Origin of the sequence: Streptomyces sp. NPDC018031, from assembly GCF_044327625.1 — a bacterium.
Lineage (GTDB): Bacteria > Actinomycetota > Actinomycetes > Streptomycetales > Streptomycetaceae > Streptomyces.
The window spans coordinates 1,388,385-1,413,043 of record NZ_JBIRFT010000001.1 but is presented as its reverse complement, the minus strand read 5'-3'; the positions used below and the strand labels follow the sequence as shown (position 1 = coordinate 1,413,043).

At 75.1% G+C, this 24,659-nt stretch carries 19 protein-coding genes and 2 pseudogenes; 16 read left to right on the top strand and 5 right to left on the bottom strand.

Annotation, left to right across the window (positions count from 1 at the left end):
- Positions 1-77: 77 nt before the first annotated feature.
- The 5 genes from ACH4B3_RS06045 to ACH4B3_RS06025 all read left to right on the top strand — a co-directional run bounded on the left by ACH4B3_RS06045 (position 78) and on the right by ACH4B3_RS06025 (position 5,340).
- Complete coding sequence (locus ACH4B3_RS06045; RefSeq protein ID WP_398461464.1) at positions 78-1,214, top strand: S1C family serine protease; 1,137 nt, start codon at positions 78-80, stop codon at positions 1,212-1,214.
- A gap of 359 nt (positions 1,215-1,573) precedes the next feature.
- Complete coding sequence (locus ACH4B3_RS06040) at positions 1,574-2,332, top strand: response regulator transcription factor (RefSeq protein WP_398461463.1); 759 nt, start codon at positions 1,574-1,576, stop codon at positions 2,330-2,332.
- A 110-nt stretch (positions 2,333-2,442) separates the two neighbouring features.
- Positions 2,443-3,885, top strand: a complete 1,443-nt coding sequence (locus ACH4B3_RS06035) for an ATP-binding protein (protein ID WP_398461462.1) — start codon at positions 2,443-2,445, stop codon at positions 3,883-3,885.
- Positions 3,886-3,932: 47 nt separating this feature from the next.
- Positions 3,933-4,730, top strand: coding sequence for a GNAT family N-acetyltransferase (locus ACH4B3_RS06030; protein ID WP_398461461.1), 798 nt, complete (start codon positions 3,933-3,935; stop codon positions 4,728-4,730).
- 127 nt (positions 4,731-4,857) lie between these two features.
- Positions 4,858-5,340 carry a nuclear transport factor 2 family protein gene (locus ACH4B3_RS06025; RefSeq protein WP_398461460.1) on the top strand — a complete coding sequence of 161 codons (483 nt, stop codon included), beginning with the start codon at positions 4,858-4,860 and terminating at the stop codon, positions 5,338-5,340.
- 93 nt (positions 5,341-5,433) lie between these two features.
- Here ACH4B3_RS06025 and ACH4B3_RS06020 read toward each other — a convergent pair whose 3' ends face one another.
- A complete protein-coding gene (locus ACH4B3_RS06020) occupies positions 5,434-7,032 on the bottom strand; it encodes an LmeA family phospholipid-binding protein (protein WP_398461459.1) in 1,599 nt (532 codons plus the stop codon).
- Positions 7,033-7,276: 244 nt separating this feature from the next.
- On the opposite strand from ACH4B3_RS06020, the gene ACH4B3_RS06015 reads away from it, so the two are divergent.
- Together ACH4B3_RS06015 and ACH4B3_RS06010 are read left to right on the top strand one after the other, a co-directional pair.
- Positions 7,277-8,500, top strand: coding sequence for an alpha/beta hydrolase family protein (locus ACH4B3_RS06015; protein ID WP_398461458.1), 1,224 nt, complete (start codon positions 7,277-7,279; stop codon positions 8,498-8,500).
- 156 nt (positions 8,501-8,656) lie between these two features.
- Positions 8,657-9,907, top strand: a complete 1,251-nt coding sequence (locus ACH4B3_RS06010; RefSeq protein WP_398461457.1) for a hypothetical protein — start codon at positions 8,657-8,659, stop codon at positions 9,905-9,907.
- 36 nt (positions 9,908-9,943) lie between these two features.
- Here the strand turns inward: ACH4B3_RS06010 and ACH4B3_RS06005 are convergent, their stop codons facing one another.
- Complete coding sequence (locus tag ACH4B3_RS06005; RefSeq protein ID WP_398461456.1) at positions 9,944-10,447, bottom strand: ATP-binding protein; 504 nt, start codon at positions 10,445-10,447, stop codon at positions 9,944-9,946.
- Positions 10,448-10,606: 159 nt separating this feature from the next.
- On the opposite strand from ACH4B3_RS06005, the gene ACH4B3_RS06000 reads away from it, so the two are divergent.
- Together ACH4B3_RS06000 and ACH4B3_RS05995 are read left to right on the top strand one after the other, a co-directional pair.
- Complete coding sequence (locus tag ACH4B3_RS06000; RefSeq protein WP_398461455.1) at positions 10,607-11,461, top strand: helix-turn-helix domain-containing protein; 855 nt, start codon at positions 10,607-10,609, stop codon at positions 11,459-11,461.
- Between the two features lie 12 nt (positions 11,462-11,473).
- A complete protein-coding gene (locus ACH4B3_RS05995; RefSeq protein WP_398461454.1) occupies positions 11,474-11,677 on the top strand; it encodes a DUF397 domain-containing protein in 204 nt (67 codons plus the stop codon).
- A gap of 63 nt (positions 11,678-11,740) precedes the next feature.
- On the opposite strand, the gene ACH4B3_RS05990 is transcribed toward ACH4B3_RS05995, so the two are convergent.
- From ACH4B3_RS05990 to ACH4B3_RS05980, 3 genes are all read right to left on the bottom strand, one after another.
- Positions 11,741-12,511 carry a glucose 1-dehydrogenase gene (locus ACH4B3_RS05990; protein ID WP_398461453.1) on the bottom strand — a complete coding sequence of 257 codons (771 nt, stop codon included), beginning with the start codon at positions 12,509-12,511 and terminating at the stop codon, positions 11,741-11,743.
- 103 nt (positions 12,512-12,614) lie between these two features.
- Complete coding sequence (locus tag ACH4B3_RS05985) at positions 12,615-13,469, bottom strand: helix-turn-helix transcriptional regulator (protein WP_398461452.1); 855 nt, start codon at positions 13,467-13,469, stop codon at positions 12,615-12,617.
- A gap of 105 nt (positions 13,470-13,574) precedes the next feature.
- Complete coding sequence (locus tag ACH4B3_RS05980; protein ID WP_398461451.1) at positions 13,575-15,398, bottom strand: bifunctional metallophosphatase/5'-nucleotidase; 1,824 nt, start codon at positions 15,396-15,398, stop codon at positions 13,575-13,577.
- Positions 15,399-15,616: 218 nt separating this feature from the next.
- On the opposite strand from ACH4B3_RS05980, the gene mshD reads away from it, so the two are divergent.
- From mshD to ACH4B3_RS05945, 7 genes and pseudogenes are all read left to right on the top strand, one after another.
- Complete coding sequence (mshD, locus tag ACH4B3_RS05975; protein WP_398461450.1) at positions 15,617-16,546, top strand: mycothiol synthase; 930 nt, start codon at positions 15,617-15,619, stop codon at positions 16,544-16,546.
- 279 nt (positions 16,547-16,825) lie between these two features.
- Positions 16,826-17,107: a hypothetical protein gene (locus ACH4B3_RS05970; protein ID WP_398461449.1), complete on the top strand. Its 282-nt coding sequence runs from the start codon at positions 16,826-16,828 to the stop codon at positions 17,105-17,107.
- A gap of 352 nt (positions 17,108-17,459) precedes the next feature.
- Entirely contained in the window at positions 17,460-18,752 is a 1,293-nt protein-coding gene (locus tag ACH4B3_RS05965) for a phosphatase PAP2 family protein (protein ID WP_398461598.1), read from the top strand.
- 670 nt (positions 18,753-19,422) lie between these two features.
- Positions 19,423-21,678, top strand: coding sequence for an RNA degradosome polyphosphate kinase (locus ACH4B3_RS05960; protein ID WP_398461448.1), 2,256 nt, complete (start codon positions 19,423-19,425; stop codon positions 21,676-21,678).
- 91 nt (positions 21,679-21,769) lie between these two features.
- A pseudogene (locus ACH4B3_RS05955) lies at positions 21,770-22,135 on the top strand (CHAD domain-containing protein); the annotation flags it as partial.
- Between the two features lie 327 nt (positions 22,136-22,462).
- Positions 22,463-23,641 (top strand): hypothetical protein, encoded by a 1,179-nt coding sequence (locus ACH4B3_RS05950; protein ID WP_398461597.1) that lies wholly within the window; start codon positions 22,463-22,465, stop codon positions 23,639-23,641.
- A gap of 431 nt (positions 23,642-24,072) precedes the next feature.
- Positions 24,073-24,474 (top strand): annotated as a pseudogene (locus ACH4B3_RS05945) (NUDIX hydrolase); the annotation flags it as partial.
- Positions 24,475-24,659: the final 185 nt, after the last annotated feature.

The window sequence follows — 24,659 nt, the reverse complement described above, 5'->3', positions numbered from 1 at the left end:
CGGCGCATACGCGCTTCTGCAAGGGTTCTCAGTGGGCTCTCATGGAATTCTCATGGGCCGCGCGCACAGTCGGACGCATGACGGACACCACGCGCCCCAGTGACGGCCACCCCGACCCCTGGCAGCGGCCCCCTGTCCCCGCCACGCCGCCCCCGCCGCCGGCGTACCAGCCGCGGCCGCCGGTGGGCGCGGCGCCCGGGGCGTCCGGATGGCCGGGCGGGACCGCGGCCGCCGTGCCGCCGCCCCCCGGCGCCGGTGACCCGCCGGCCGGTGCCCCTCCTGCCGGTGACCCGCCGGCCGGTGACGCGCTCGCCGGTGACCACCGGGGCGGCCGGGGCCGGCGGCGGAACCGCCGCGGTGCCGCGCTGCTGGTCGCCGTCGCGGTGGTGTCGGCGGTGCTGGGCGGCGGCACGGCCGCGCTGGTCGGCCGGGCCGCCGAGGACTCCACGAGCACCGCGCCCACCCCTGTGGTCAACACCGGTGCCACGTCCGGCGGCGGGGTGTCCGCGGTCGCCGAGGCGGTCGCGCCGAGCATCGTGGAGATCGAGGCGACGTCCGGCTCCGGCGAGTCCACCGGTTCCGGAGTGGTGATCACCAAGGACGGCGAGATCATCACCAACAACCACGTCATCGCGGGCGCGGACGAGATCACCGTGCGGTTCTCCGACGGCGGGCGGAAGACCGCCTCGGTGGTCGGCACCGACGCCGGCAAGGACCTCGCGCTGATCAGGGTCAGCGGCGCCGGTGACCTGAAACCGGCCACCCTGGGCGACTCGGACCGGGTGCGGGTCGGCGACCAGGTGGTGGCCATCGGCTCGCCGGAGGGCCTGACCGGCACCGTCACCAGCGGCATCGTCTCCGCGCTGGACCGGGACGTGACCGTCTCCAGCGACCAGGAACGGGGGCGCGACCGGGGTGACGGCTCCGGCGACTGGCCGTTCGAGTTCGGCGGCGGCCGCTACAACGGGGAGGTGGGCTCCGCCACGACCACCTACCAGGCGATCCAGACCGACGCCTCGCTCAACCCGGGCAACTCCGGGGGCGCGCTGATCAACATGGCGGGCCAGGTGATCGGCATCAACTCCGCTATGTACACGCCGAGTTCCGGTGAGCTGTCCGGCCGGAGCGCGGGCAGTGTGGGGCTGGGCTTCTCGATACCGGTGAACACCGTCAAGGCGGACCTCGCCAAGCTCCGCGCGGGCTCCGGCGACTGACCCGGCGGGCCCGCCCGCCCCCGGGCCGCTGCCCAGGGGCGGGGCCGGCCGGACGGGCTCCTCGCGGGCCCGGAAACGCGGGCACTGGGAAACCCGGCCGGCGGGCCCGGAAGCCCGGCCGGCAGACCCGGAAGTCCGACCGGCAGACCCGGAAGTCCGACCGGCAGATCCGGAAACCCTGCCGCCGGGCCCCGAGACCCGCCCGGCAGGCCCGGAGAAACCCGCCCCGCGGGCCCGGGAATCCGCCCCGCGGGGCCGGGCCACCGGCACCGGCCGTGGCGGGAAGCCCGCACCCGCCGGGCGTGCGACGCTGGCCCGGAGGCAGCCGTGCCCCCGAAGGCGACCCGAGGTAGGTAGTGATGAGCATCGCCGACCACGGCGACCAGCAGCCCCCCGCCCGCGTGCTGATCGTCGACGACGAGCCGGACGTCCGGGAGGCGCTGCGCCGCAGTCTGGACTTCGAGGGCTACCGCACCGAGACGGCCGCGGACGGGCTGGAGGCGCTGGAGAAGGCCGCCGCCCGGGAGCCGGACCTGATCGTGCTCGATGTGCTGATGCCCCGGATGGACGGGCTCACCGCGGCCCGGCGGCTGCGGGCCTCCGGCGTCACGGTGCCGGTGCTGATGCTGACCGCCCGGCACACCGTCGGGGACCGGGTCACCGGTCTGGACGCGGGCGCGGACGACTACCTGGTCAAACCGTTCGAGCTGGACGAACTGCTGGCCCGGATCCGGGCGCTGCTGCGCCGCAGCTCCTACGCGGCCGCCGGGGCCGGCGAGTCGGGGCGGGACGGGACGGACACCGGGGTGCTGTCCTTCGCCGATCTGCGGATGGATCTGGCCACCCGCGAGGTGACCCGGGCCGGCCGGCGGGTGGAGCTGACCCGCACCGAGTTCACCCTGCTGGAGATGTTCCTGGCGCACCCGCGCCAGGTGCTCACCCGGGAGCAGATCCTCAAGGCCGTCTGGGGCTTCGACTTCGAGCCGGCCTCCAACTCGCTGGACGTGTACGTGATGTATCTGCGGCGGAAGACCGAGGCGGGCGGTGAGCCCCGGCTGGTGCACACCGTGCGCGGGGTGGGGTACGTCCTGCGGGCCGGGGCCGGAGCGGCGCCGTGACGGGCCCGGCCCCGGGCCCGTCACGCGGGCCGGCGCCCGGCCCGGGTACGGTGCCCGGCGCGGGCGGCCCGCCGGCCGCGCGCCGGACCGGCAGCCGGCCGGCCGGCCGGGTGTCACGCCGGTTCCGGCGGCTGCCGCTGCGCTCCCGGCTCGCCCTGCTGACCGCGGTGGCGGTGGCGGTGGCGGTCGCGCTCTCGGCGCTGGCCTGCTGGTTCGTCACCCGTGAGCAGCTCAGCGACGCCCTGGACGAGCGGTTGCGCGAGGACGCGCGGAAGGTCGACCTGTCGCTGCTGTTCACCGCCGACTGCGACGCCGGCCGGCGGGACCCCGGCGACGACCGGGTCCGGGCCCTGTGGTCCGGCGGGGCCTTCGTGCAGATCGTCCAGGGGGACGGCACGAGCTGTGTGGCCCCCGGCGCCGAGGCGGTGGCGGTGACGGGGGAGGACGTCGCGGTCGCCCAGGGGCCGCCGGGCGCCGAGACCACCCACGACGGCACCACCGAGGACGGCCGCGACGTCCGGGTGCACACCCGGCACGTCCGGCTGAAGGCCCCGGTGCAGGGCATCGACGCGCTGACCGTGTCGGTGTCCCGGCCGCTGGACGAGGTCACCGATCCGCTGGGCACGCTGGCGCTGGTGATGCTGCTGGTGTCCGGGATCGGGGTGGTGGGGGCCGCCACCGCCGGTCTGTGGATCGCCCGCACCGGGCTGCGTCCGGTGGACCAGCTCACCGGCGCGGTGGAGCACGTGGCCCGCACCGAGGACCTGGCGGTGCGGATCCCGGTGGAGGGGGAGGACGAGATCGCCCGGCTCTCCCGGTCCTTCAACTCCATGACCGCCGCGCTGGCGTCCTCCCGGCTCCGCCAGCAGCGGCTGATCGCGGACGCCGGGCACGAGCTGCGCACCCCGCTGACCTCGCTCCGCACCAACATCGAACTGCTGGCCCGGAGCGAGGAGACCGGCCGCCCGCTGCCGCCGGACGACCGCCGGGAACTGCTGGCCGCGGTCACCGCCCAGATGACCGAACTCGCCGCGCTCATCGGCGACCTCCAGGAACTGGCCCGGCCCGAGGCGCCGCCCGGCGGTGGGCCGGTGCCGGTGGTGGCGCTGCACGAGGTGGTGGCCGCGGCCGTCGGCCGGGTCCGGCTGCGCGCCGCGGACGTGACCGTGCGCGCCGCGCCGCTCGACCCCTGGTACGTCCGGGCGGAACCGGCCGCGCTGGAGCGCGCGCTGGTGAACCTGCTGGACAACGCGGTCAAGTTCAGTCCGCGCGGCGGGACGGTCGAGGTGGCGCTGGCCGCCGGGCGGGTCACCGTACGGGACCACGGGCCGGGCATCGCCGAGGACGAACTCCCTTATGTGTTCGACCGGTTCTGGCGCTCGCCGACGGCCCGCAGTCTGCCCGGCTCCGGGTTGGGCCTGTCGATCGTGGCCCGCACGGTCCGGGCGGCGGGCGGCGAGGTCGGTCTGGGGCCGGCGCCGGGCGGCGGCACGGTCGCCCGGATGAGCCTGCCGGGTGCGGCCACTCCGCCGCCGGACCGGGATCCGGCGTGAACGGACCGTACCCGTGGCCGGATTCCGTCCGCCCTAGGATCGCCCGCGTGGAGAATGTGATCACAACGGCTACGAACGTCTCCCCGGCCACCGCCGCGGAGACCGGCCCGCCCACCGGGCGGGTCAGCCCCTCGGCGTCGGCGACGGCGGGTGTGGACACGGACCCCGGCGCGGGGCGGGCGGGGGCCCCGGGCGGCGCCGCGGCCGTCCGCCGCGAGCTGGTGCGCGCCTGGGTGGACGGCTGGTCCCGCTCCCGGGGTGTCGCGGCGGCGATCGAGGTGCCGGGCGGCTTCCGGGTGGAGGACGGCGCGCCGGGCCGGCCCGTGCGGTATGTGCTGCCGGCCGCTGACGAAACGGTCCTGCGCGACCTGGTGGGCGGCATCGTCACCCCTGGCGTCCGGCTCAAGGTGTGCGCCTCCCGGGAGCGGGTGGTGCCGCTGCTCACCGGCGCCTGGGAGGTGGGGGAGCCGGAGTTCCTGATGACGGCGGCGCTGTCCGGCCTGCGGGTCGGTCCGGCGGCGCCCGCTTCGGCCCCGCAGGGGTACGTCATCGAGAGCGTGGCGCGGGACGGGGCGATCGATGTGCGCATCCGCTCCGGCGGCGGGACGGCGGCCGCCGGCCGGGTGGCGCTGGCCCGGTCCGTCGCGGTCTTCGACCAGGTCCACACCGACCCCGCGCACCGGCGCCGCGGCCTGGGCCGCCGGGTGATGGCGGCGCTCTCCGCCATCGCGGCCGAGCAGGGGGCGGCGCTGGGCGTGCTGGTGGCGACCGAGGAAGGGCGGGCGCTGTACCGGTCGATCGGCTGGGACCTCCAGACCCCGATGACCACGGCGGTGCTGCGCTGATCCGCGGCCCGGCGGGGCCCGGGCGGCCCGGTGGCGCCCACCGTGCGCCCCGGGCCGGGGCCCCGGCGGGCACCTCGACGTCCGATCGCCGCCAGCACCGCCGGCCGGCGGCGGTCAGGCTGTCGGTATGACGGGAACGAACGACACGACGACGATGACCGGCCCCGGGCTCGCCCCGCCGGCGGTGCTCACCGGCATGTACCAGGCGGAGGCCAGGTACCTGGCCGCGGGCGGCCCGGGCCGGGCCCATTTCGCGCTGCTGGCGCCCTACTTCGCGCCCGACGTCGTGCTCCACCAGGCCGACGCCCTGCCGTACGGGGGCGAGTGGCGCGGCCATGAGGGGATGGAACGGTTCTTCCGCGCGATGAGCGAGACGTGGGAGAGCTTCGAGCTGCTGGAGCAGGAGTTCCTCGCCGTGGGCGAGCCGACGGTGGTGCTGACCCGGGTGCGGGCCAGGGCCCGCGCCACCGGGCGCGAACTCCGCTTCCCGATCCTGCAGACCATCGGGTTCCGGGACGGGCGGATCGCCGAGGTCCGGCCGTTCTACTGGGACACCGCGGCGATCGCCGACGCCTGCCGGGCCGGCCGGGAGGGGACGGACGCGGCCTGACGGGTGCGGCGTCCCCCGGGCCGGGCCGCGGAGGCCCGGCCGGGGGTGCCGGTGGACCGGGTCAGGCGGGCCGGGGGACGCCGGTGGACCGGGTCAGGCGGGCCGTTTCGGGCCCAGTTTCAGGTCCACCGCCGCCAGGTCGGCCCGTATGCCGTCGCGCTGCACGGTGATGTCCCGCAGCCGCAGCCCGGCCGCCTGCTTGGGGAGCTGGAAGGACAGGGCCAGCCGCTCGGACAGCTCCGGCGGCTTCAGCCGGGTCAGGGCCGTCGCCAGCTTCGGGTCCACGCCGAGCCGGGCCAGCAGCCGGGGATGCCCGGCCACCAGGTCGACCAGGTTGACCCGGGTCAGCCGCTCGACGAAACGCGGCGAGCCGGTGATGTCGTGCAGCCGCCGGTCGCTCTTCAGCGCCTCGTCCACCGCGTGCTGCGGCACGCCGAGCCGCCGGGCCAGTGCGGGCACCGACAGCATCGCCTTGGCCTTGGCCGCGTCCCGGCTGATGCGTTCGGCGGTGTCGGGGTGCAGCCGCAGCCCGGCGTGCCGGCCCGGCCGGTAGCTGGCCACCCCCGGGATGTCCAGCCGCATGGCGCCGACGTCGGTGGAGACGCCCCGGTCGCCGTCCCGCCGGATGCGGGCCCGGGCGTTCAGCCGCAGTTCCTGCCCGGCCAGCGGGAGCCGGCCGACGGCGCGCACCGAGTCGTCGCCCAGCGGGCTGAACCGGACCTGGGAGGCGCCGAGTTCCCGGTTGAGGTCGTCGAACGAGAGCAGTACCTCCCCGTCGACCTTGCCCACCACGGCCCCGGTCACGGAGTCGGGCAGGCTGCCGTCGAGCCGGATGTCGTGGGCGCTGGCCCGCACCCTGGCGAGCGAGACCCGGTCGGCGGCCACGTCGGGGATGGTGACGTCGACCCGGTCCAGCCGCCCGTCCAGCACCTGGGTGAGGAACGGGAAGCCCCGGATGTCCACCTCGGGGGCGGTCGCCAGCCCCAGCTGCCGCTGCACCTGCCGGCCGGCCTGCTGTTCGGCGTACATCACCGCGCACCGGTCGGCGAGTACCAGGATCACCGCGCAGGCGGCGAGCGCGACGAGCGCTTTGACGGTGCGCGGCACGAGCGAGAAGCGGCTGCGGCCGCGCCGGATCCGCCGGTGGTTCGGCGGGGACCACGGCTCGTCGCCCGCCGCGTCCGCCGGGGCCGGGCCGGTCCCGGCGCGCGTCCGGCCGCGGGCGGGGCGGAGACCGGTCCCGAACGGGTCCTCGGGGTCGAACGGGTCGGCCAGATCGGCCAGTTCCTCGTAGGGGTTCCGCGGCAGGGCCGCCGCGCCGGGGTCCTGGCGGTGGCCGGGGGCGGGCGCCCACTCGGGTCGCGGGTGGGCCTGCGGGTGGGCCTGCGGGTGGGGCGCGCCGGGCGGGGCGGCGCGGGGGAAGTCCGTCTCCGGTGGCGCGGTGCCGGATCCGGCCGGGGCGGTGTTGCCGTGGGGGTCGTGGGGGTCGTGGCGGTCGGGTCCGGCCGGGGCGCCGGGGTCGTGGGGGTCGGGTCCGGGCGGCGCCGGGTCGACGAGCGCGGTGCCGGTGGCGGCCGGTCCGCCGGTCGCCGGGTCGGCCGGGGACGGCCGCCGCCCGTGCTCGGCGCGTCCGCCGTGGCGGCGTCTGCGCCGGTGCGAGCGCGGTGCGGAGTTGTACGGGGGTGAAGACATGCGTGTGGGGGGTCGCATCGCGCAATCCCACCACGCTGCCCCGGTTCGAACGCAAGTTTTACTGCCGGTTACCGGGAAAAGAGACGGGTTTTCAGCCGTGCCCGCGAGCGCTCCGGACCCGGCGGCAGCGGTGCGGCACGAACCCGAACGCCTCCCGTAGGGGCGGTACTTGACGAAGGTGGGGGTGGTGACGCGACCTTGGTCTGACGATTCCGGCCCGCCGCGTTCCTAGTCTCGAAGGGTGATGAACATCCGACAGACGGCGATCGCCGTCGCCCTCGCGTTCACCCTCTCCGTCCCCGTCGCCGCGGCCGGCACCGCCGCCGCCGCGCCGCACGCGGGGAGTGCCGCCGCGGCCCCGAAGGCCCTCCCGGACGCCGCGGACCCGGCCGACCGGTCCGTCCCGGACCTCCGGCTGCCCAGCCCCGGCGGCCGGTACGCGATCGGCCGCGACACGCTCCACCTGACCGACCGCGGCCGCCCCGACCCGTGGGTGCCGGCGGCCGGCGCCCGGGAGCTGATGGTCGACCTCTACTACCCGGCCCGCCCCGGTGGCGGCACGCCCGCCGGCTACATGACCACCGAGGAGGCCCGGCTGCTGCTGGAGAGCCGGCGGCTGGACGGGGTGGTGCCCGCCGAGGCGGTGAGCGCGGTCGCCACGCACGGCAGGACCGGTGCCCGCCCGCTGCCCGGCAAGCACCCGCTGGTGGTCCTCTCGCCCGGGTTCACCGTCTCCCGCCACACCCTCACCCTGCTCGCCGAGGAACTTGCCTCCCGGGGGTACGTGGTCGCCGCCGTCGACCACGCCTACGAGTCGGTCGGCACCCTCTTCCCCGGCGGGGACGGCGGCGGGCGGATGCTGACCTGCGTCGCCTGCACCAAGACCAAGGAGACCGGCATGGCCGCGGTCGCCGAGGGCCGGGCGAAGGACATCAGCTTCCTGCTGGACCGGCTGACCGGGCGGAAACCGGCCTGGCGCCACGCGAACCTGATCGACCGCAAGCGCATCGGCGCGGCCGGCCACTCCATCGGCGGCAACAGCGCCGCCCAGGCCATGGCCACCGACCGCCGGGTGCGGGCGGGCGCCAACATGGACGGCACCTTCTTCGCCGAGATGCCCCCGGAGGGGCTCGACGGCCGTCCGTTCCTGATGCTCGGCACCGACGACGAGACCCACCGGCCCGGCGGCACGGACGGCAGCTGGATGCGCGCCTGGCAGCGGCTGGACGGCTGGAAGGGGTGGCTGACCGTCACCGGCTCCGGCCACTTCACCTTCACCGACCTGCCGGTCTTCGGCGAGCAGCTGGGACTGCCGGACCCCGAGGCGCCACTGTCGGGCACCCGCTCGGCGGAGATCACCCGGGACTACGTGGGCGCCTTCTTCGACCAGCAGCTGCGCGGCATACCGCAGCCGCTGCTCACCGGGCCCACCCCGGGGAACCCGGAGGTGAAGTTCAACCGCCCGTGAGCCGCCCGGGGGCGACTCGCCGGCCTGCCCCCGGGGCCGGTCGCTGAGCCGTCGGGGTGACGGTGGCCCGGTTCCCGCGCCGGACCGCCGCCCCACGGCCGCCGGTGGGTGATGATCGGATCAACTGCCTGCCCGCGTGAAGCGGAGACCTCTCGGATGGCCGCAGAAACGGAGACCGGCTCGGACGCCCCGGCGGATCCCGGGCCGGTGAGCCCGGCCGTGGCGCGCACGGTGAGCCCGGCGGCCGCCGGGGCGGCGGCCGAGGCGGCCTCCCGGGCGCCGGAGCCCGACGAGGTCTGGCGGCTGCCGAGCGGGACCGCCTGGATCTACTACGGACACGGGCGGCGCGGACTCGCGCGGCCGGTGGTGCTGGCCGACGGTTTCAGCACCGGCCCCACCGAGCTGGACCTCGCCTGGGAACTGCTGGACCGGGGGGCGTACCCCTTCCTCACCCGGCTGCGGGAGTCCGGCCGCGGCCTGGTGCTGACCGGGTTCGACGAGCGCAGCGCGTCCGTACCGGCCAACGCGGAGAACGTCCGGGCGGCCGTCCTGCGCGCCATCGCCCGGCGCCGGGGCCGGGGCGCCCTGACGGTGGGCGGGTTCAGCATGGGCGGAGTGGTCAGCCGGTACGCGCTGACGAAGCTGGAGCACGAGGGCGTCGACCACCGCACCGGGCTGTACGTCTCGTACGACAGCCCGCACCACGGCGCCTGGCTGCCGATCTGCCTCCAGGCGTTCGCGCACTACCTCAGGCCGCTGAGCGGCGGCTTCTCCGCGCAGATCAACAGCCCCGCCGCCCGCCAGCTGCTGTGGCGCCACCTCGCGCAGGTCGGCGGCACCCCCGCCGAGGACCCGGCCCGCACCGCGTTCCTGGCGGAGCTGCGGTCGATGGGCTGGTGGCCGCGCCGCTGCCGCCGGATCGGCGTCGCCAACGGAGCGGGTCGCGGCACCGGCAACGGCGTCCCGGCCGGGGCGGAGGCGCTGAGCGTCGGCGGGCTGGTGTTCAACGGCACCCGGCTGTACACCCAGGCCGCGGGCGAGGACCCGGTGGTGGGGAAGCTGCGCAGCCTCGTGGGCCGCCGCCGTACCGTCCGGGCCGGGGGCCTGCCGGAGCTGGACGGCGCGCCCGGCGGCCTGCTGGAGTCCTTCGGGACCCTCGCCGACGAGCTGGACCGGCTCGGCAGGACCAGGGTGCACCACCGGTCGGTGTGCTTCGTGCCGACCGTCAGCGCCCTGGCCGTCCGGGGCGCACGCCTCGACCGCCAGGAGGACCTGTACGCGGACCTGTCCGGCCTGCCGGCGGAGGCGAGCGAACTGGACGAGTTCCGGTGCGCCTCGACGAACGAGGCGCACACGCTGATGACCGAGGAACTGGGCAGCTGGATCCTCGACCGGCTGCCCGACTGAGCGCCGTCCGGTGCCGGTCCCGGCGCGGGGCCGCCGTCAGGCGGCCGGAGCGAAGGCCGAGCCGTCCGGGGTGAGTTCGAACCACAGCAGCTTGCCGTGCATCCCCCACAGGCTCTCCGCGAGCGGGTAGCCGCCCCAGTTGTCCGCCCAGTAGCGCACCAGCAGTAACCCGCGCCCGCCGAGGTCGAGACACCTGCGTCGCGCCTCAAGGAAGGCTCCGGCCTGCTCGCCGGGACCGGGCGGTGCGTCGAACGGTGGCGGGATGTCGGGGTTGGTGTCCATCACGCACACCCGCAGCCGCTTCTCCTCCAGGCAGCGGATGCGGAGCCGGGCGGGACCGTCGGAGTGCAGAAAGGCGTTGGCGACCATCTCGCTGGTGAGCAGGGTCGCGGTCTCGGTGTACGTGCCGAGCCCGTGTCCGGCGAGGACGGCGCGCAGGGTGGACCGCGCGACGCCGGAGGAACGGGGGTCGTGCGGGAGGTGGAGGGTGTAGGCCCAGGGTTCTTCGAGGTCCGGGTCTGGGTGGCGTGCGTGTTCCATGAACGTCTCCTCTGGCAACGGAAGTTGAGTCCCGTGGTCGACCTACGCACACCATAGGCTCGTGAGTGATAGATCTAATAGTGAACTGATGAGATAGCTATGAACTCCCCTCGTGTGGGTGACAGGCTCGGTTTGTGGGCGGTCGTACAGTGAGGATCGATGTCTCCGATGAACTTCCCGACGCTGAGGCAGCGCCGCCTTGGCGCTGAACTGCGTAAACTGCGCGAGCGGGCAGGCTTGTCCTCTACTGCTGCGGCGGCCCAACTGGGGTTTCAGCAGGCGCGCATGAGCATGATCGAGGCCGGCCGCTACGCGGTTGGCGCCGACAAGGTGCGCGCCATGGCGAGCAGTTATGCCTGCGCGGACGATGCGCTGGTGGATGCCTTGGCCGACATGACCGGTGGCCGCACGAAGGGTTGGTGGGACGGGTACAGGGAGCATCTTCCCGCGGGCTTCGCCGATCTGGCCGAACTGGAACACCATGCCTGTGGGCTCCGGGTCTGCCTGGTCATTCACATTCCTGGGCTGCTCCAGACGCTTGATCACGCCCGTGCTGTGATCTCGGAAGCGGCCCCGCCGCTGCGTCCGTACGAAGTCGAGCATCGCCTGTCGCATCGTTTGAAACGCCAGGTTGTGCTCCATGGCGACCGGCCCGTGCCGTACACCGCGATCATTCACGAGGCGGCACTCCGCATGGAGTTCGGTGGACCCGGGACCATGCAGGGGCAACTGAAGCATCTGCTCACCATGAGCGAGATGGACAATGTGACGATCCGGGTGATCCCCTTTGCCGGTGGCGGTACGTTCCCGGGGACGGGGCAGTCCTTCGACTATGTCCTGGGACCCGTACCGCAGCTCGATACCGTGCAGCTGGACGCAGCGCCGGGGTGCCAGTTTGCTTACGCGGACACTGAGTTGGCGAAGTACCGGGCGGTTGCTGACCGGATGGAGGGGACAGCGCTCGACCCAGTCAGGTCCCGGGACTTCATCCACGGACTGCTGCGCACCATGTGAAAGGTGAAGGGCATGCCCACCTCTGAGTGGCGGAAATCTACCTACAGCGCTGATGCGGGGAACTGCGTGAACATCGCGACAGGCGGCCAGGGAGATGTCCGGCTCCGGGAGAGCGACGAACCCGGGACTGTCCTCGCTACCACCCCCGCCGTGCTGGGCGCGTTCATACGCGCGGCCCGGCGCGGGGACTTCGACCGCGTCGCACCGCGGCCCTGACGCGCCGGCGGGGCCGGCCACCTGGCGGTGGCCGGCCCCGTGGAACCGCCGTGGCCGGACCGGCTACACCGTCGAGCCGGGGATGGCCGCGACCAGCCCGCCGTCGATGATCAGGTCCTGCCCGTTGACGTACGACGCCTCGTCGGACGCGAGGAAGGCGACCGCGGCGGCGACCTCCTCCGAGGTGCCGAGGCGGCCGGAGACCACCTCCGCGGCGACGGCGGGCTTCGCGTCCGGGGTGACCGCGGCGTGGAACATCGGGGTCTCGATGTAGCCGGGGCTCACCGAGTTGACCCGTATCCCCCGGGGCCCCAGCTCCGCCGCGAGGGTGTGCGACAGGTTGTGCACCGCCGCCTTCGTCGCCGAGTACAGGGTGGCGTTCGGCAGGCCGCGGTGGAGCGTCCAGGACGCGTTGATCACGATCGCGGCGCCGGCGGACAGCAGCGGGAGGGTCTTCTGGACGGTGAAGAAGACGCCCTTGAAGTTGATGCCGACGACCCGGTCGAACTCCGCTTCGGTGATCTCGCCGTAGGGGTCGAACGAGCCGACGCCCGCGTTGGCGAAGACCACGTCCAGCCGCCCGTACCGCTCCCGGATCGTCGCGGTCAGCGCGTCGAGGTCGGCGAGGTCGCCCGCGTCGGCGCGCACCGCGAGGACCCGGTCGCCGCCGGCCAGCTCGGCGACCGCCGCGTCCAGCCGGGCGTCGTCGCGTCCGGTGATGACCACCCGCGCGCCCTCGGCGAGCAGCCTGCGCGCGGTGACCAGTCCCATGCCGCTGGTGCCGCCGGTGATCAGCGCGATCTTGTCAGTGAATCGGGGAGTGCTGTGCGTCATGGCGACCACCCTGCCGACCCGCGCGGCAGGCATACAGGGCGCAGTCAACCGGGGTCCGGCACCACCACCCTGGGGGCCGGGGCCACCGCCTCCGGCCGCCGGGTCAGGCCGGGGCGGCGAGCCGGAGCGGGACCAGCTCCCGGAGCCGTTCCCCGGTGCCGGTCCCGGGCCGCGGGTCGTACAGCACCAGCTGCCGGTCGGGCTGGCCGGCCACGGTCAGGACGGTGGTGTCGAAGACCAGGTCGCCGGCGTCCGGGTGGCGCACCGCCTTCACCGCCGGCATCGGCGCGCTCACGTCGTGGCGGGCCCACAGCTCGGCGAACTCGGGGCTCACCGCGCTGAGGTCGTCCACCAGCCGCCGGAACTCCGGGTCGTCGGGGTGGTGCGCCGCGTCGGCGCGGAAGGAGGCGACGACGTCCGGCGCGACCGAGGCCCAGTGCAGCTGCATGCCGCGGTACCGGGCGTTGGTGAAGAACGTGACGAGGCAGTTGTGGTCGGTGTCGCCGTAGCCGAACACGGTCCGCGCCGCGTCGTTGACGGCGAGCAGGTTCCGGTACCGGTCCTGGAGCACCGCGGGCCGCGGCGCCCACGCGTCGAGCAGCCGCCGCAGCTCCGGGGTGACCGGGGAGGCGCGGAACCCGCCGGCCCGGGGCGGGTTGAGGCCGGCGAGCAGGTAGAGGTGGGCGCGTTCCGGCTCGGTCAGGTGCAGCGCCCTGCTGATCGCGTCGAGCACCTCGGTCGAGACGTTGATGTCGCGGCCCTGCTCCAGCCACGTGTACCAGGACACGCCGACCCCGGCGAGGACCGCGACCTCCTCGCGCCGCAGTCCCGGCGTGCGGCGCCTGCCCGCCGTCGCCATGCCGACGTCCGCGGGGGTGAGCCGCGCCCGGCGGGTGCGCAGGAAGTCGCGGAGCTGCTCGCGGCGGTGGAGCGCCCCCGCAGGGGATTCGCTGGGCATACGCGTCATGGTAGTCACGGGCGGCCGCGGGCCGGAGCGGGCGGCGGGAGCACGACGGGCCGCCCGCGCACCGGGGTGCGGGCGGCCCGTCGGCGGAACCGGGTGTTACTTCACGATGGTGATGCGGTCGGCCTTCGGCGGGGCCAGCGGGGACTGGGCGGAGGAGTGGGCGCCCAGGTAGGCGTTGAGGACGTCCAGGTCGGACGCGCCGACCAGCTTGTTCTTGCCCTCCTTGAGGACCGGGAAGCCGTCGCCGCCGCCGGAGAGGAACTCGTTCATCGCCACCCGGTAGGTCTTCGCCGGGTCGATCGGCTCACCGTCGAGCCTGACCGAGTCGGTGACGATCCGGTCGGCGCCGGTCTTCGTCAGGTCCAGGGTGTAGGTGAAGCCCCGGGACACCTGGAGGATCTTCGGCTGGGCCGCGTTGGCGCCGCTGACCTGCTGCCGCAGGGCGGTCAGCAGCTGCTCGCCGGTGAGGTCGATGACGGTCATCATGTTGGTGAACGGCTGCACGGTGAACGACTCGCCGTAGGTCACCACCCCGTCGCCCTCGGCGCCGGACGCCTTGAACGCCAGGTCGGAGCGGATGCCGCCGGGGTTCATCAGGGCCAGTCGCGCGCCGCCCTTGTCGGCGGGGGCGAGCGCTTCCAGCTGCGCGTCGGTGATCAGGTCGCCGAGCGGGGTCTCGTAGGAGGTGGCGCCGCGGCCGGGGATGTCGGCCGAGATGTAGCCCACCGGCCGGTTGGCGATCGGCGCGGCGAGCTTGTCCCAGCGCTTGATCAGCTTGGTCATGTCGCGGGCCTTGCGCTGCTCCCGGTGCACCACGTGGTTGGCCGACGTGACGCTGGTCCGCACGATGTCGTCGGTGTCACGGTCGTAGGTGAGCGTGGTGTCGGTGTAGAGGCGGCCGAAGGAGGCGGCGGAGGTGACGGTGCGCGGCTGGCCGGCCGGGTCCGGGATGCTGCACGCGTACGCCTGGTGGGTGTGACCGGTGACCAGCGCGTCGACCTGCGGGCTGACGTTCTTGGCGATGTCGACGATCGGGCCGGAGATCCCCGCGCCCGGGCCGGCGCTGTCGCAGTCGTAGTTGTACGAGGGGGCAGTGGGCATGCCGCCCTCGTGGATGAGCGCGACGACCGACTTGACGCCCTTGCGGTTCAGCTCCTTGGTGTACTTGTTGATCGTCTCGACCTCGTCGTGGAACTTCAGGCCCTTGACGCCGTCGGCGGTGACGATGTCCGGGGTGCCCTCCAGGGTGACGCCGATGAAGCCGATCTTCACGCCCTTGCGCTCCCACACCACGTACGGCTTGAGTATGGGCTTGCCGGTCTTCTCGTCCGTCACGTTGGCGGCGAGGTAGGGGAAGTCCGCGCCGGGGAAGGTCTTGCCCTCCTCGTAGCAGCCCTCCTTGGGGTGGCAGCCGCCGTTCTGCATCCGGCCCAGCTCGACGGCGCCTTCGTCGAACTCGTGGTTGCCGACCGCGGTGACGTCCAGGTCCAGCTTGTTCAGCGCCTCGATGGTCGGCTCGTCGTGGAACAGGCCGGAGAGCAGCGGGCTGCCGCCGATCATGTCACCGCCCGCGGCGGTGATGGAGTACGGGTGGCCCTTCCGGGCCTTGCGCAGCGCGGTGGCCAGGTACTCGACACCGCCCGCCGGAATGGCCTTGGTGGTGCCGTCCGGCTGGAGTTCGGTGACGTTGCCCGAGGAGCCCTGCGGCGGTTGCAGGTTGCCGTGCAGGTCGTTGAACGAGAGCAGCTGTACGTCGACGGTGCGGCCGTGGCCGAACTCGGCCCGGTCCCCGGCCTCCGGCGCGGTGGGGCTCGCGCCCGCCGGGAGCGCGGCGGCGAACACCCCGGCGGTGGCCGCCAGCACCGCCACTCCCGTGACCGAACGTCGCAACTTTCGCCGTCGATGAGGTGTCGCTGGCATCTGGTCCCCTTTGTGCATTGGTCGGACGACGGCGGAAGCTTACGGTCAACGCGCGTAGCGGGGCAGGGGGGACGAGGTTACGACCTGGTTGCGCGTGGGGGGCCGGGCGGAGTGCCGCGGCGGGCCCGGTTCCCCTCACCGCGGCGGCGCGCGGCCCCGCGGGACCGTCGCAGGGGTTTGCCCGGGCCGCCGGCCGCCGCTGGCCTACGCTCGTGACCATGAGCGAGATGAGTGAGACCGCGGGCCGCCGGAGCATCGAGATCCTGGACGAGCTGACCGAGGGTCTGGCGGACCGGGTGCTGGAACTGGTCACCGAGTCGGCGCGCACCGACGGTCAGCCCGCCGTGTCGGAGCAGGGGCGGTTGCAGATGCACGGCCGCCGCCCGGGGGTGCGTCACCTGCTGGTGCGGGACGGCACCGGGGAACTCGTCGGCTACGGGCAGCTGGAGGGCACCGACCCGGTGGAGGCGCCCGCCGCCGAACTGGTGGTGCACCCGGCGCACCGGGGGCGCGGCCACGGGCGGGAGCTGGGCAACGCGCTGCTGCGCGAGTCCGGCCGGCGGCTGCGGGTGTGGGCGCACGGCGGGCACCCTTCCGCCCGGCACCTGGCGCAGGTGCTGGGCATGTCGCTCTTCCGTGAACTGCGCCAGATGCGGCGGCCGCTGACCGGCCCGGACGCCCCGGCCCTGCCCGAGCCGGTACTGCCGGAGGGGGTGACGGTGCGGGCCTTCCGGCCGGGTGAGGACGACGCGGCCTGGCTCGCGACGAACGCCGCGGCCTTCGCCCACCACCCCGAACAGGGCTCGCTCACCCAGCGGGACCTGGACGACCGCAAGGCCCAGCCGTGGTTCGACCCGGCCGGTTTCTTCCTCGCCGAGCGGGGCGGCGACCTGGTCGGCTTCCACTGGACCAAGGTGCACGGGGAGGAGCGGCTGGGTGAGGTGTACGTCCTGGGTGCCCGGCCGGACGCGCAGGGCGGCGGCCTGGGCAAGGCGCTGACCGCGGTCGGCCTGCGCCACCTGGCCGCGCTCGGCCTGCCCACCGCGATGCTGTACGTCGACGCCGACAACGCCGCCGCCGTCGCGGTGTACGAGCGGCTGGGCTTCACCACCCACGAGGTGGACCTGATGTACCGCACGGAGAGCTGAGCGGACGCCGCCTGCCGGGAGCCGGCCCCGCCGGGGCCGGACCGGTCAGTGGCCCCGGCGGCGCCGGCCCGTCGGCCGAGGTCCGGGCCGACGCCCCCGTACCCGGCGGCCGCGCCGGCCGGTGCGTCGCCCGCCGTGCTGCCGGTGCGCTCGCGCGGCTGCCCGCCGTCGCGCTCGTGTGCCGTTGCGCGCCGTGCTGCCGGTGCCCTCGCGCGCCGCTGCCCGGCGTGCTGCCGGTGCCCTCGCGCGCCGCTGCCCGGCGTGATGCCGGTGCGCCCGTTGCCCGCCGCCGCGCTCGTGCGCTGTTGCGCGCCGAGGGAGCCAGGCGCCCCGGTCGAGGCCGAGGACGAGGCCGAGGCCGAGGTCGAGGTCGAGGTCGAGGGCGCCGGCGGCCCGGTCGGTGTGACCGTCGTGCCGGACGTCGCCGCCCCGGGCCGGCGGCCCGGCGGTGCGCCGGCATCCCCGCCCGGCCTGCCCGTGGACGACCCGGTGCACACGCTGTGGACCCACCGGGCGCCTGGTGATGCCCGCGATGGCCGCCGGGTGTCGAAAGTCTCGTGATCCCCGGGGCGTAGGGACGCCGCGCCGTCGGGACGCCGCGCCGTCGGGGCGCCGCGCCGTCGGGGCGCCGCGCCGTCGGGCTGTCGGGACGCCGCGCCGCCGAGCGCGGGAGCGCATGCCCTTCGCGCCGTCCGCGCCGTTCACGAGCACGAAAGTCACCCGAACGGCTCCGTTAGCATGTTCGAACTCACGACGATCGTCCTCATTGGCTGCCGCTTCACCGGAAAACCATGCGATCCAGCACGAAGAGTGACTTAATTGCCCGGCAACTAACAAATCGGTCAAACAATTGATATCCATAGCGCGAATAGACAGCAGAAAAGTGCTCGCCGCGTGGCGACGGCCACGGGCGATGCTGTGGACCGCGGTGGCTGTCGCGGCCCTCGGCCTCTCCGTCGCGCTGGAGATAGCCGCCCGCGACTACGGCGTACCGGGGCCGATGACCAACCAGGCCCGCGAGGTGGTGTTCGCCCCCAAGTCAGGGACGCTGCTGTACGCCGGTATGGCGCTGATGATGGTGGTGCTCACCTGGCGGCAACGGTTCATCGCGATCGGTGTCGCGATCGGCGTCGACGTCGTCTTCGTGCTGGCGCGGTGGGCGGCCGACGTCAAGACGGCGGAGGGGGCCGGGTACCCGTACGGCAACGGCGCGTTGTGGGTGATGCTGGGCTGCGCGGTCATCGCCGTCACGCGCCGCACCGGCCGGGAGCGCGTCCTGCTGCTGAAGGGCGTCGGGCTGGGCCTGGTGCTGGTGGCCGGCCGCAAGATCGGCGACACCTGGCTGCTCATCACGTCCAAGTCCCGCCCGGTGGTGCTCGACCAGTACGTGGCGGTCGCCGATCACGCGCTGGGCAACCCGTCGTGGGTGGCGGGCCGGATCGTCCGGGCCACCGGCTCGATCGGCGACCACGTCCTGCAGTACGTCTACATCCAGCTCGCGGCTGCCGCCGTCATCGTCGCGCTGTACCAGCTGCGGAACGTGGCGGTCGAGCGCCGCTTCCCGCGCCACCATCTGGTGCGCACCTTCCTGGTGATCGGGCTCCTCGGGCCGGGCATCTACATGATCTACCCGGTGGTCGGGCCGATCTTCGCCTACGGTGCCGACGGCGGGCACTGGGCGGTGGCCGATCTCTGGCCGGACACGCCGCCGCCGATCACCACCCCGGACCAGATGCCGTTCAACGAGGTCACGCCGCGCAACTGCATGCCCAGCCTGCATACGGCGTGGGCTGTCGCGATCTTCATTCATTCCCGCAGGGGCCCGTGGATTCTGCGCCACGCGGGAACGTTCTGGCTGATCGCCACGCTCAGCGTCACGCTGGGGTTCGGTTACCACTACGGCGCGGATCTCGTGGCCGGTGTGGTGTTCACGCTGACGATCGAGGCAGGTCTGCGCGCGTCCGCACGTGGCTGGGACCGGTCGGGAATCCAGCTGGTCGCCTACGGCACCGCGGTCTTCGCCGCGCTTCTGGCGTCCTATCGCTATCTGCCGATGGAGATGGCCGAACATCCCTGGGTGTTCGGACCCCTTCTCATCCTGGCGATGGCCTCGGTGATCTACGGCTATGTACGGACCACCAGGGTGTGGGAGCCGAAGACCGTGCCGGCACCGCGGCAACCGGAACCGCAGCCCGAGCTGGTGTAGCCCCCCGGCCCCTCCGGCCCCCAGGCCCCCGGCCCCAGGCCCCCGGCCTCCGGCCCCCGGCCGGTAGGGGTCGGTGACGACGTACCTGCCGGGGACGGGCCCGGGCACCCGCCGCGGCCGTGCCGCCGCGCAGCGGAGCGCGTCCGCCCCCACGGGCCGCCCGGCGGCCACCGGTCACCGTGGCGGACCGCCGGCGGCCACGAGGTGCACAGCGCGTGACGGCCCGTGCGGGTGCCGCGCAGACCCCGGGCGCGCGGTGCGGTGCGGCCCGTGCGGGTGCCGCGCGGGCCCGGGGCGCACGGCGCGTGACGGCCCCAGCCGGGCGGCGCGTGAAGACGCAGCGCGCACGGCGTACGGCGGCACCGCGGGGGCGGAACCCGCGGCCGCGCGCCCACCGTGCCGGGGCCGGGCACCGGTGACGCGGCGGCCGGCCGGTGCGCACCGGGGCTCACCGGGCTGCGGACACCGGACCAGGCCCGCGGCGGGACTCCCTGGGAGATGCGCCCCGATTTCCTACGCGCCATGTCTCCGTTACCGGCGATTCAATCTTGGTTGCGAGCATCACTGAATGCAGCCCGCTGTGTCCAAGCCCCTGCACCGGAGGCTCCGTGCCGCCCCGGCGCCGTCGTCCGACGCGCCTGACCTGCCCGGGGCGCGGAAGAATGAGGTCATGAACCAGTCCAGTGGTCAGGCTCCCGTCCCCCCGCAGCCGCAGCCGCAGCCTTCCGTCGGCTCCATCGCCGCGCACCGTCCGAACGCCGTGGCGGCGCCCCCGGTGAGTGAGCTCGATCTGGACCCGGACCTGGACGCCGACGCGGACGACTACCAGGACGGCGGCCTCCCCGGCATGGACGGCGGCGAGCTGCCGCAGGGCCGCTTCCTGGACCGGGAGCGCAGCTGGCTGGCGTTCAACGAGCGGGTGCTGGAGCTGGCCGAGGACCCGGCCACCCCGCTGCTCGAACGGGCCAACTTCCTGGCGATCTTCGCCAGCAACCTCGACGAGTTCTTCATGGTGCGGGTCGCCGGTCTCAAGCGGCGCATCGCCACCGGAGTGGCCACCCGGTCCGCGTCCGGACTCCAGCCCCGCGAGGTGCTGGACCTGATCTGGACCCGGTCCCGCGAGCTGATGGCGCGGCACGCCGCCTGCTTCCAGCAGGACGTCGCCCCCGAGCTGGCCGACCAGGGCATCCACCTGATCCGCTGGCCGGACCTCACGGAGAAGGAGCAGTCGCGCCTGTCCACGCTGTTCCGGCAGCAGATCTTCCCGGTGCTCACCCCGCTGGCGGTGGACCCGGCGCACCCGTTCCCGTACATCTCGGGGCTGTCCCTCAACCTCGCGGTGGTCGTCCGGAACCCGGTCAGCGGCCACGACCACTTCGCGCGGGTGAAGGTCCCGCCGCTGCTCTCCCGGTTCCTGGAGGCGTCCCCGCAGCGGTACGTGCCGCTGGAGGACGTGATCGCGGCGCACCTGGAGCAGCTGTTCCCCGGCATGGACGTGCTGGCGCACCACATGTTCCGGGTCACCCGCAACGAGGACCTGGAGGTCGAGGAGGACGACGCCGAGAACCTCCTCCAGGCGCTGGAGAAGGAGCTGCTGCGACGCCGCTTCGGGCCGCCGGTGCGGCTGGAGGTCGAGGAGTCCATCGACCCGTACGTGCTGGACCTGCTGGTGCGCGAGCTGAAGATCACCGACGCCGAGGTCTACCCGCTGCCCGGCCCGCTGGACCTCACCGGACTGTTCGGCATCGCGGCCCAGGACCGGCCGGAGCTGAAGTACCGCAAGTTCATCGCCGGCACCCACCGGGACCTCGCCGAGGTCGAGTCCGCGTCCGCCCCGGACATCTTCGCGGCGCTGCGCGAACGGGACGTGCTGCTGCACCACCCCTACGACTCGTTCTCCACCTCCGTCCAGGCGTTCCTGGAGCAGGCCGCCGGCGACCCGGACGTGCTCGCGATCAAGCAGACGCTCTACCGGACGTCCGGCAAGTCCCCGATCGTCGACGCGCTGATCGACGCCGCCGAGGCCGGCAAGCAGGTGCTGGTGCTGGTCGAGATCAAGGCGCGCTTCGACGAGCAGGCCAACATCAAGTGGGCGCGGAAACTGGAGGAGGCCGGCTGCCACGTGGTGTACGGCCTGGTCGGCCTCAAGACGCACTGCAAGCTGTCGCTGGTGGTGCGCCAGGAGGGCGACACCCTGCGCCGCTACTCGCACGTGGGCACCGGCAACTACCACCCGAAGACCGCCCGGCTCTACGAGGACCTCGGCCTGCTGACGGCCGACCCGGACGTCGGCGCCGACCTGTCCAACCTCTTCAACCGGCTGAGCGGCTACTCGCGGCAGGAGAGCTACGAGCGGCTGCTGGTGGCCCCCCGCTCGCTGCGCGACGGGCTGGTCTCCCGGATCCACCAGGAGATCGCCCACCTGCGGGCCGGCCACCCCGCCTACGTCCGCATCAAGGTCAACTCGATGGTCGACGAGGCCGTCGTCGACGCGCTCTACCGCGCCGCGCAGGCGGGCGTGCCGGTCGACGTGTGGGTGCGCGGCATCTGCGCGCTGCGGCCGGGAGTGGCCGGCCTGTCGGAGAACATACGGGTGCGCAGCATCCTCGGCCGGTTCCTCGAACACTCGCGGGTGTTCGCCTTCGGGAACGGCGGCGAGCCCGAGGTGTGGCTCGGCAGCGCCGACATGATGCACCGCAATCTGGACCGTCGGATAGAGGCGCTGGTGCGCGTCACCGACCCCGCCCACCGCGCTTCCCTCGACCGCCTGCTGGAGACCGGGATGTCCGACTCGACCGCTTCCTGGCACCTGGGCCCGGACGGCACCTGGACCCGGCACGCCACCGACGCCGAGGGGAAGCCGCTGCGCAACGTACAGGAAATGCTCATCGACGCCCGGAGGCGCCGGCGTGGTACAGCGACATGACCTGCTGCCGGCCGAAGTTACGGGGACGACCGGGCCACCGTCGTCGTCCGGCACCCCGCCGACTGGCGCACTCGGCCCCGGGGGGAACGACATGACGGAACACGCGACGGGCAGCACCACCACCTCCGCACCGGGCCCGCGGCCCGCCACGGCGGGCGAGGTGCTCGCGCTCTACCTGCACGGGCAGGCCGGTGACTTCCTGCGCAGCCTGCGCCTGCACCGGGAGAGCGCGGCGGACGTGGAGGAGGCCGCCGAAGCGGCCCGGCTGCTGCGCCGCTCGGCCCGGCGGATCAGCGGCGCGCTGCACGTCTACCGTCCGCTGACCGACACCGCCTGGGCGGACCAGCTCCGCGCCGAACTCGCCTGGCTGTCCGGCACCCTCGCCCGGGAGCACGCCTACGCCGCCCGCCTCGCCCGGCTGCGCGGCGCCCTGCACCGGCTCTCCGGCGCGTCCGTGCCGCACCCGGACGCCGAGCACGACCGGACGCGGGACCTCCGCACCACCGACCTGCCGGACCGCGGCCGGGACGGCGACCGCGAGCCGGCCGGCCCGGACACCGCGGCCGAACCGTCCGCCGCGGGGGGCGTACGGGTACCGGCCGCCCACGAGCCGACCCCGGGCAGCGCCCCGGCGACCGGGCCCGCCACCGCGGCGGCACCGGGCGCCGGCGGCGCGCCCGGCGGGACCGCGGCGCGGCCGGTCACCAGCGCCGCGCGGACAGTCCGGCGCGGCGTCACCGCGGACATCGCGGGCCAGGCCGCCGAACCCGGCACCCCGGCCGACGTGCCGACGGCCGGGCGCGCGCCCGGCCCGGCCCGCGTGGACGCCCGGGGCCGTACCGGCCGGCCCGGCGACCCGGTCGCGCCCGCGGCCGGCGGCTCGGCCGCCGGGAACGGACGGCCCGCGGAGTCCGGTGCCGCACCGGGCCGGAGCCAGGTGCCCGGCGCCCGCGCCGGTGGCCGGGGCAGCCGCCGAGCGCTCTCCCTCACCGCCGACGAAGCCCCGGACCAGGCCACCGGTGCCGGGCTGCCCGGCGCCCTCCCCGACCGGGCCGGACCGGCCGAGACGCCCGCCCGGCGCGGCGGCGCCGCACCGGCCGGCCGGCGCTCCGGCCGGCCGCAGGCGGACCGGGCCGACGGCCCGTACCCGACCGACGGCGGCGGCCCCCTGAACGGTGCCCCCGCCGCCGGCGACGGCACGCTCGGTGGTGCCGCGCCCGGGGACCGCACCGGCGGCCGGGAGCCCCGCGCCCCGCGGCGCCAGGAGCAGCGGGCCGGAGCGCTCACCGTGGGCGCCGCCCGGGCCGGCGCGCTGCTGGAACGCCAGCTCACGCTCGCCCGGACCCGGGCGCACACCGCCGCGCTCCAGGCCCTGGGCTCCTCCCGCTTCCACGCGGTCGCCGACGCGGTCGCGCTGCTCGCCTCCGAGGTGCCGCTGGACCCGTCGGCCGCCGAGCACCCGGCCGAGCAGGTGCTGCCGCCGCTCGCGGACCTGGCGCACCGGCGGCTGGTGGAGGCCGTGGAGGCGCTGCCACTGGGCCGGGCCGGCCACCCGTACAACGCCGAGGCGCTGGTCCACGGCCTGGCGGCGACCCCGGCCGCCGACGCCCCGCCCGCCAGCGACCAGCAGGACGCGCCCTGGCACCAGGTCCGCCGGCTGGTGCGGATGCGGCGGTACGCGCTGGAGGTGCTGGACGAGGGGCAGCGGGCGGCGGCCACCGGGCTGCTGGAGGTCGAGCCGTCGCTGTCGGTGCGCCTGCTGGCCGCCGCGCAGGCCCTGGAACGGCACCGGGACGCGGCCGAGGCGGCCACCGCCGCCGCCACCGCCGCCCGGACCCCGCGGATCGCCCCGGCCACCGCCTACGCGCTCGGCGTGCTCCACGCCGACCAGCGGCACGAGGTCGAGGCGGCCCGGTTCGCGTTCGGCCGCGTCTGGCAGCGGTCGGCGGCAGGCACGCCCTGACCCGGGCCGCCGGCCGCGGCCCGGGGTCCCCGGGCGGTCCGGCCGGCCGCCGCGGGGCACGGCATCGGGCGGCCGGGCCGGGGCACCCGGCATAAGGAGGTGGGTGACGAGTGGCCGATACGGGACCCCGGGACACCGGGCGCGGAACCGACCACCGCCGCGACGGCCGCTCCGGCCGTCCGGCGGGCGGCCCCCGGGTCCGGACGGGAGACGACGGGACCCAGGGCGGCGGGCACGGCGCGCCCGGCCCCCGCCCCGGGAGCACCGGAACGGGCGCCCGCCGCTCCGGGAGCCCCGGCGCGGCCCCGGGCACCCGCCCCGGGAGCCCCGGCGCGGACCGCGGACCCGGCAAGGGCACCGGCCCGGGCCCGGGGGACCCGGCCGGGGGCGCCGGGAGCGGGCCCGCGGCGGGCGGCGGCGCACCCGCGCCGGTCCGGGCCGCCGGGTGCGTCCTGTGGCGCCGCTCCCCGCACGAGGGACGGCTGGAGATCGCGCTGGTCCACCGGCCGCGCTACGACGACTGGTCGCACCCGAAGGGCAAGCTCAAGCGGGGCGAGGACGCGCTGCGCGGCGCCGTGCGCGAGGTGCTGGAGGAGACCGGCATCGGCTGTGTGCCGGGCGCCCCGCTGCCCACCGTCCGCTACCCGGTGCGGGGCCGCCCCAAGGAGGTCCGCTACTGGGCGGCCGAGGCCGACCCGGAGGACACCTTCGTGCCCAACCGGGAGGTCGACCGGATGCTGTGGCTGCCGCCCGCCACCGCCCGCGAGGTCCTCACCCACGACCACGACCGGGGACTCGTCGACGCGCTGCTGTCCGTCCTCCACCAGCCCTGACGGGCGCCGGACCGCGGCCCGGGAACGGTCACGGGGGGCCGGGGCCGGGCCGGCCGGACCCTCGGTCACCCGGCCCTCGCCGGGCCGGTGACCGCTCCCGCCACCCGGCTCCGGCGTCCGGCCGTTCACCCGCACCGACCGGCACCGGCCCCGGCATCCGGCCGTTCCCGCACCGACCGGCACCG

What these genes read in the sequence shown, in the direction of transcription:
- ACH4B3_RS06005 (WP_398461456.1), bottom strand. Translation starts at nt 10,447, where the DNA reads ATGGAACACGCACGCCACCCAGACCCGGACCTCGAAGAACCCTGGGCC.
- ACH4B3_RS06020 (WP_398461459.1), bottom strand. Translation starts at nt 7,032, where the DNA reads ATGTCTTCACCCCCGTACAACTCCGCACCGCGCTCGCACCGGCGCAGA.
- ACH4B3_RS05995 (WP_398461454.1), top strand. Translation starts at nt 11,474, where the DNA reads ATGCCCACCTCTGAGTGGCGGAAATCTACCTACAGCGCTGATGCGGGG.
- ACH4B3_RS06045 (WP_398461464.1), top strand. Translation starts at nt 78, where the DNA reads ATGACGGACACCACGCGCCCCAGTGACGGCCACCCCGACCCCTGGCAG.
- ACH4B3_RS06010 (WP_398461457.1), top strand. Translation starts at nt 8,657, where the DNA reads ATGGCCGCAGAAACGGAGACCGGCTCGGACGCCCCGGCGGATCCCGGG.
- ACH4B3_RS05985 (WP_398461452.1), bottom strand. Translation starts at nt 13,469, where the DNA reads ATGCCCAGCGAATCCCCTGCGGGGGCGCTCCACCGCCGCGAGCAGCTC.
- mshD (WP_398461450.1), top strand. Translation starts at nt 15,617, where the DNA reads ATGAGCGAGATGAGTGAGACCGCGGGCCGCCGGAGCATCGAGATCCTG.
- ACH4B3_RS05990 (WP_398461453.1), bottom strand. Translation starts at nt 12,511, where the DNA reads ATGACGCACAGCACTCCCCGATTCACTGACAAGATCGCGCTGATCACC.
- ACH4B3_RS06000 (WP_398461455.1), top strand. Translation starts at nt 10,607, where the DNA reads ATGTCTCCGATGAACTTCCCGACGCTGAGGCAGCGCCGCCTTGGCGCT.
- ACH4B3_RS06015 (WP_398461458.1), top strand. Translation starts at nt 7,277, where the DNA reads ATGAACATCCGACAGACGGCGATCGCCGTCGCCCTCGCGTTCACCCTC.
- ACH4B3_RS05960 (WP_398461448.1), top strand. Translation starts at nt 19,423, where the DNA reads ATGAACCAGTCCAGTGGTCAGGCTCCCGTCCCCCCGCAGCCGCAGCCG.
- ACH4B3_RS05965 (WP_398461598.1), top strand. Translation starts at nt 17,460, where the DNA reads ATGCTGTGGACCGCGGTGGCTGTCGCGGCCCTCGGCCTCTCCGTCGCG.
- ACH4B3_RS05980 (WP_398461451.1), bottom strand. Translation starts at nt 15,398, where the DNA reads ATGCCAGCGACACCTCATCGACGGCGAAAGTTGCGACGTTCGGTCACG.
- ACH4B3_RS06025 (WP_398461460.1), top strand. Translation starts at nt 4,858, where the DNA reads ATGACGGGAACGAACGACACGACGACGATGACCGGCCCCGGGCTCGCC.
- ACH4B3_RS06040 (WP_398461463.1), top strand. Translation starts at nt 1,574, where the DNA reads ATGAGCATCGCCGACCACGGCGACCAGCAGCCCCCCGCCCGCGTGCTG.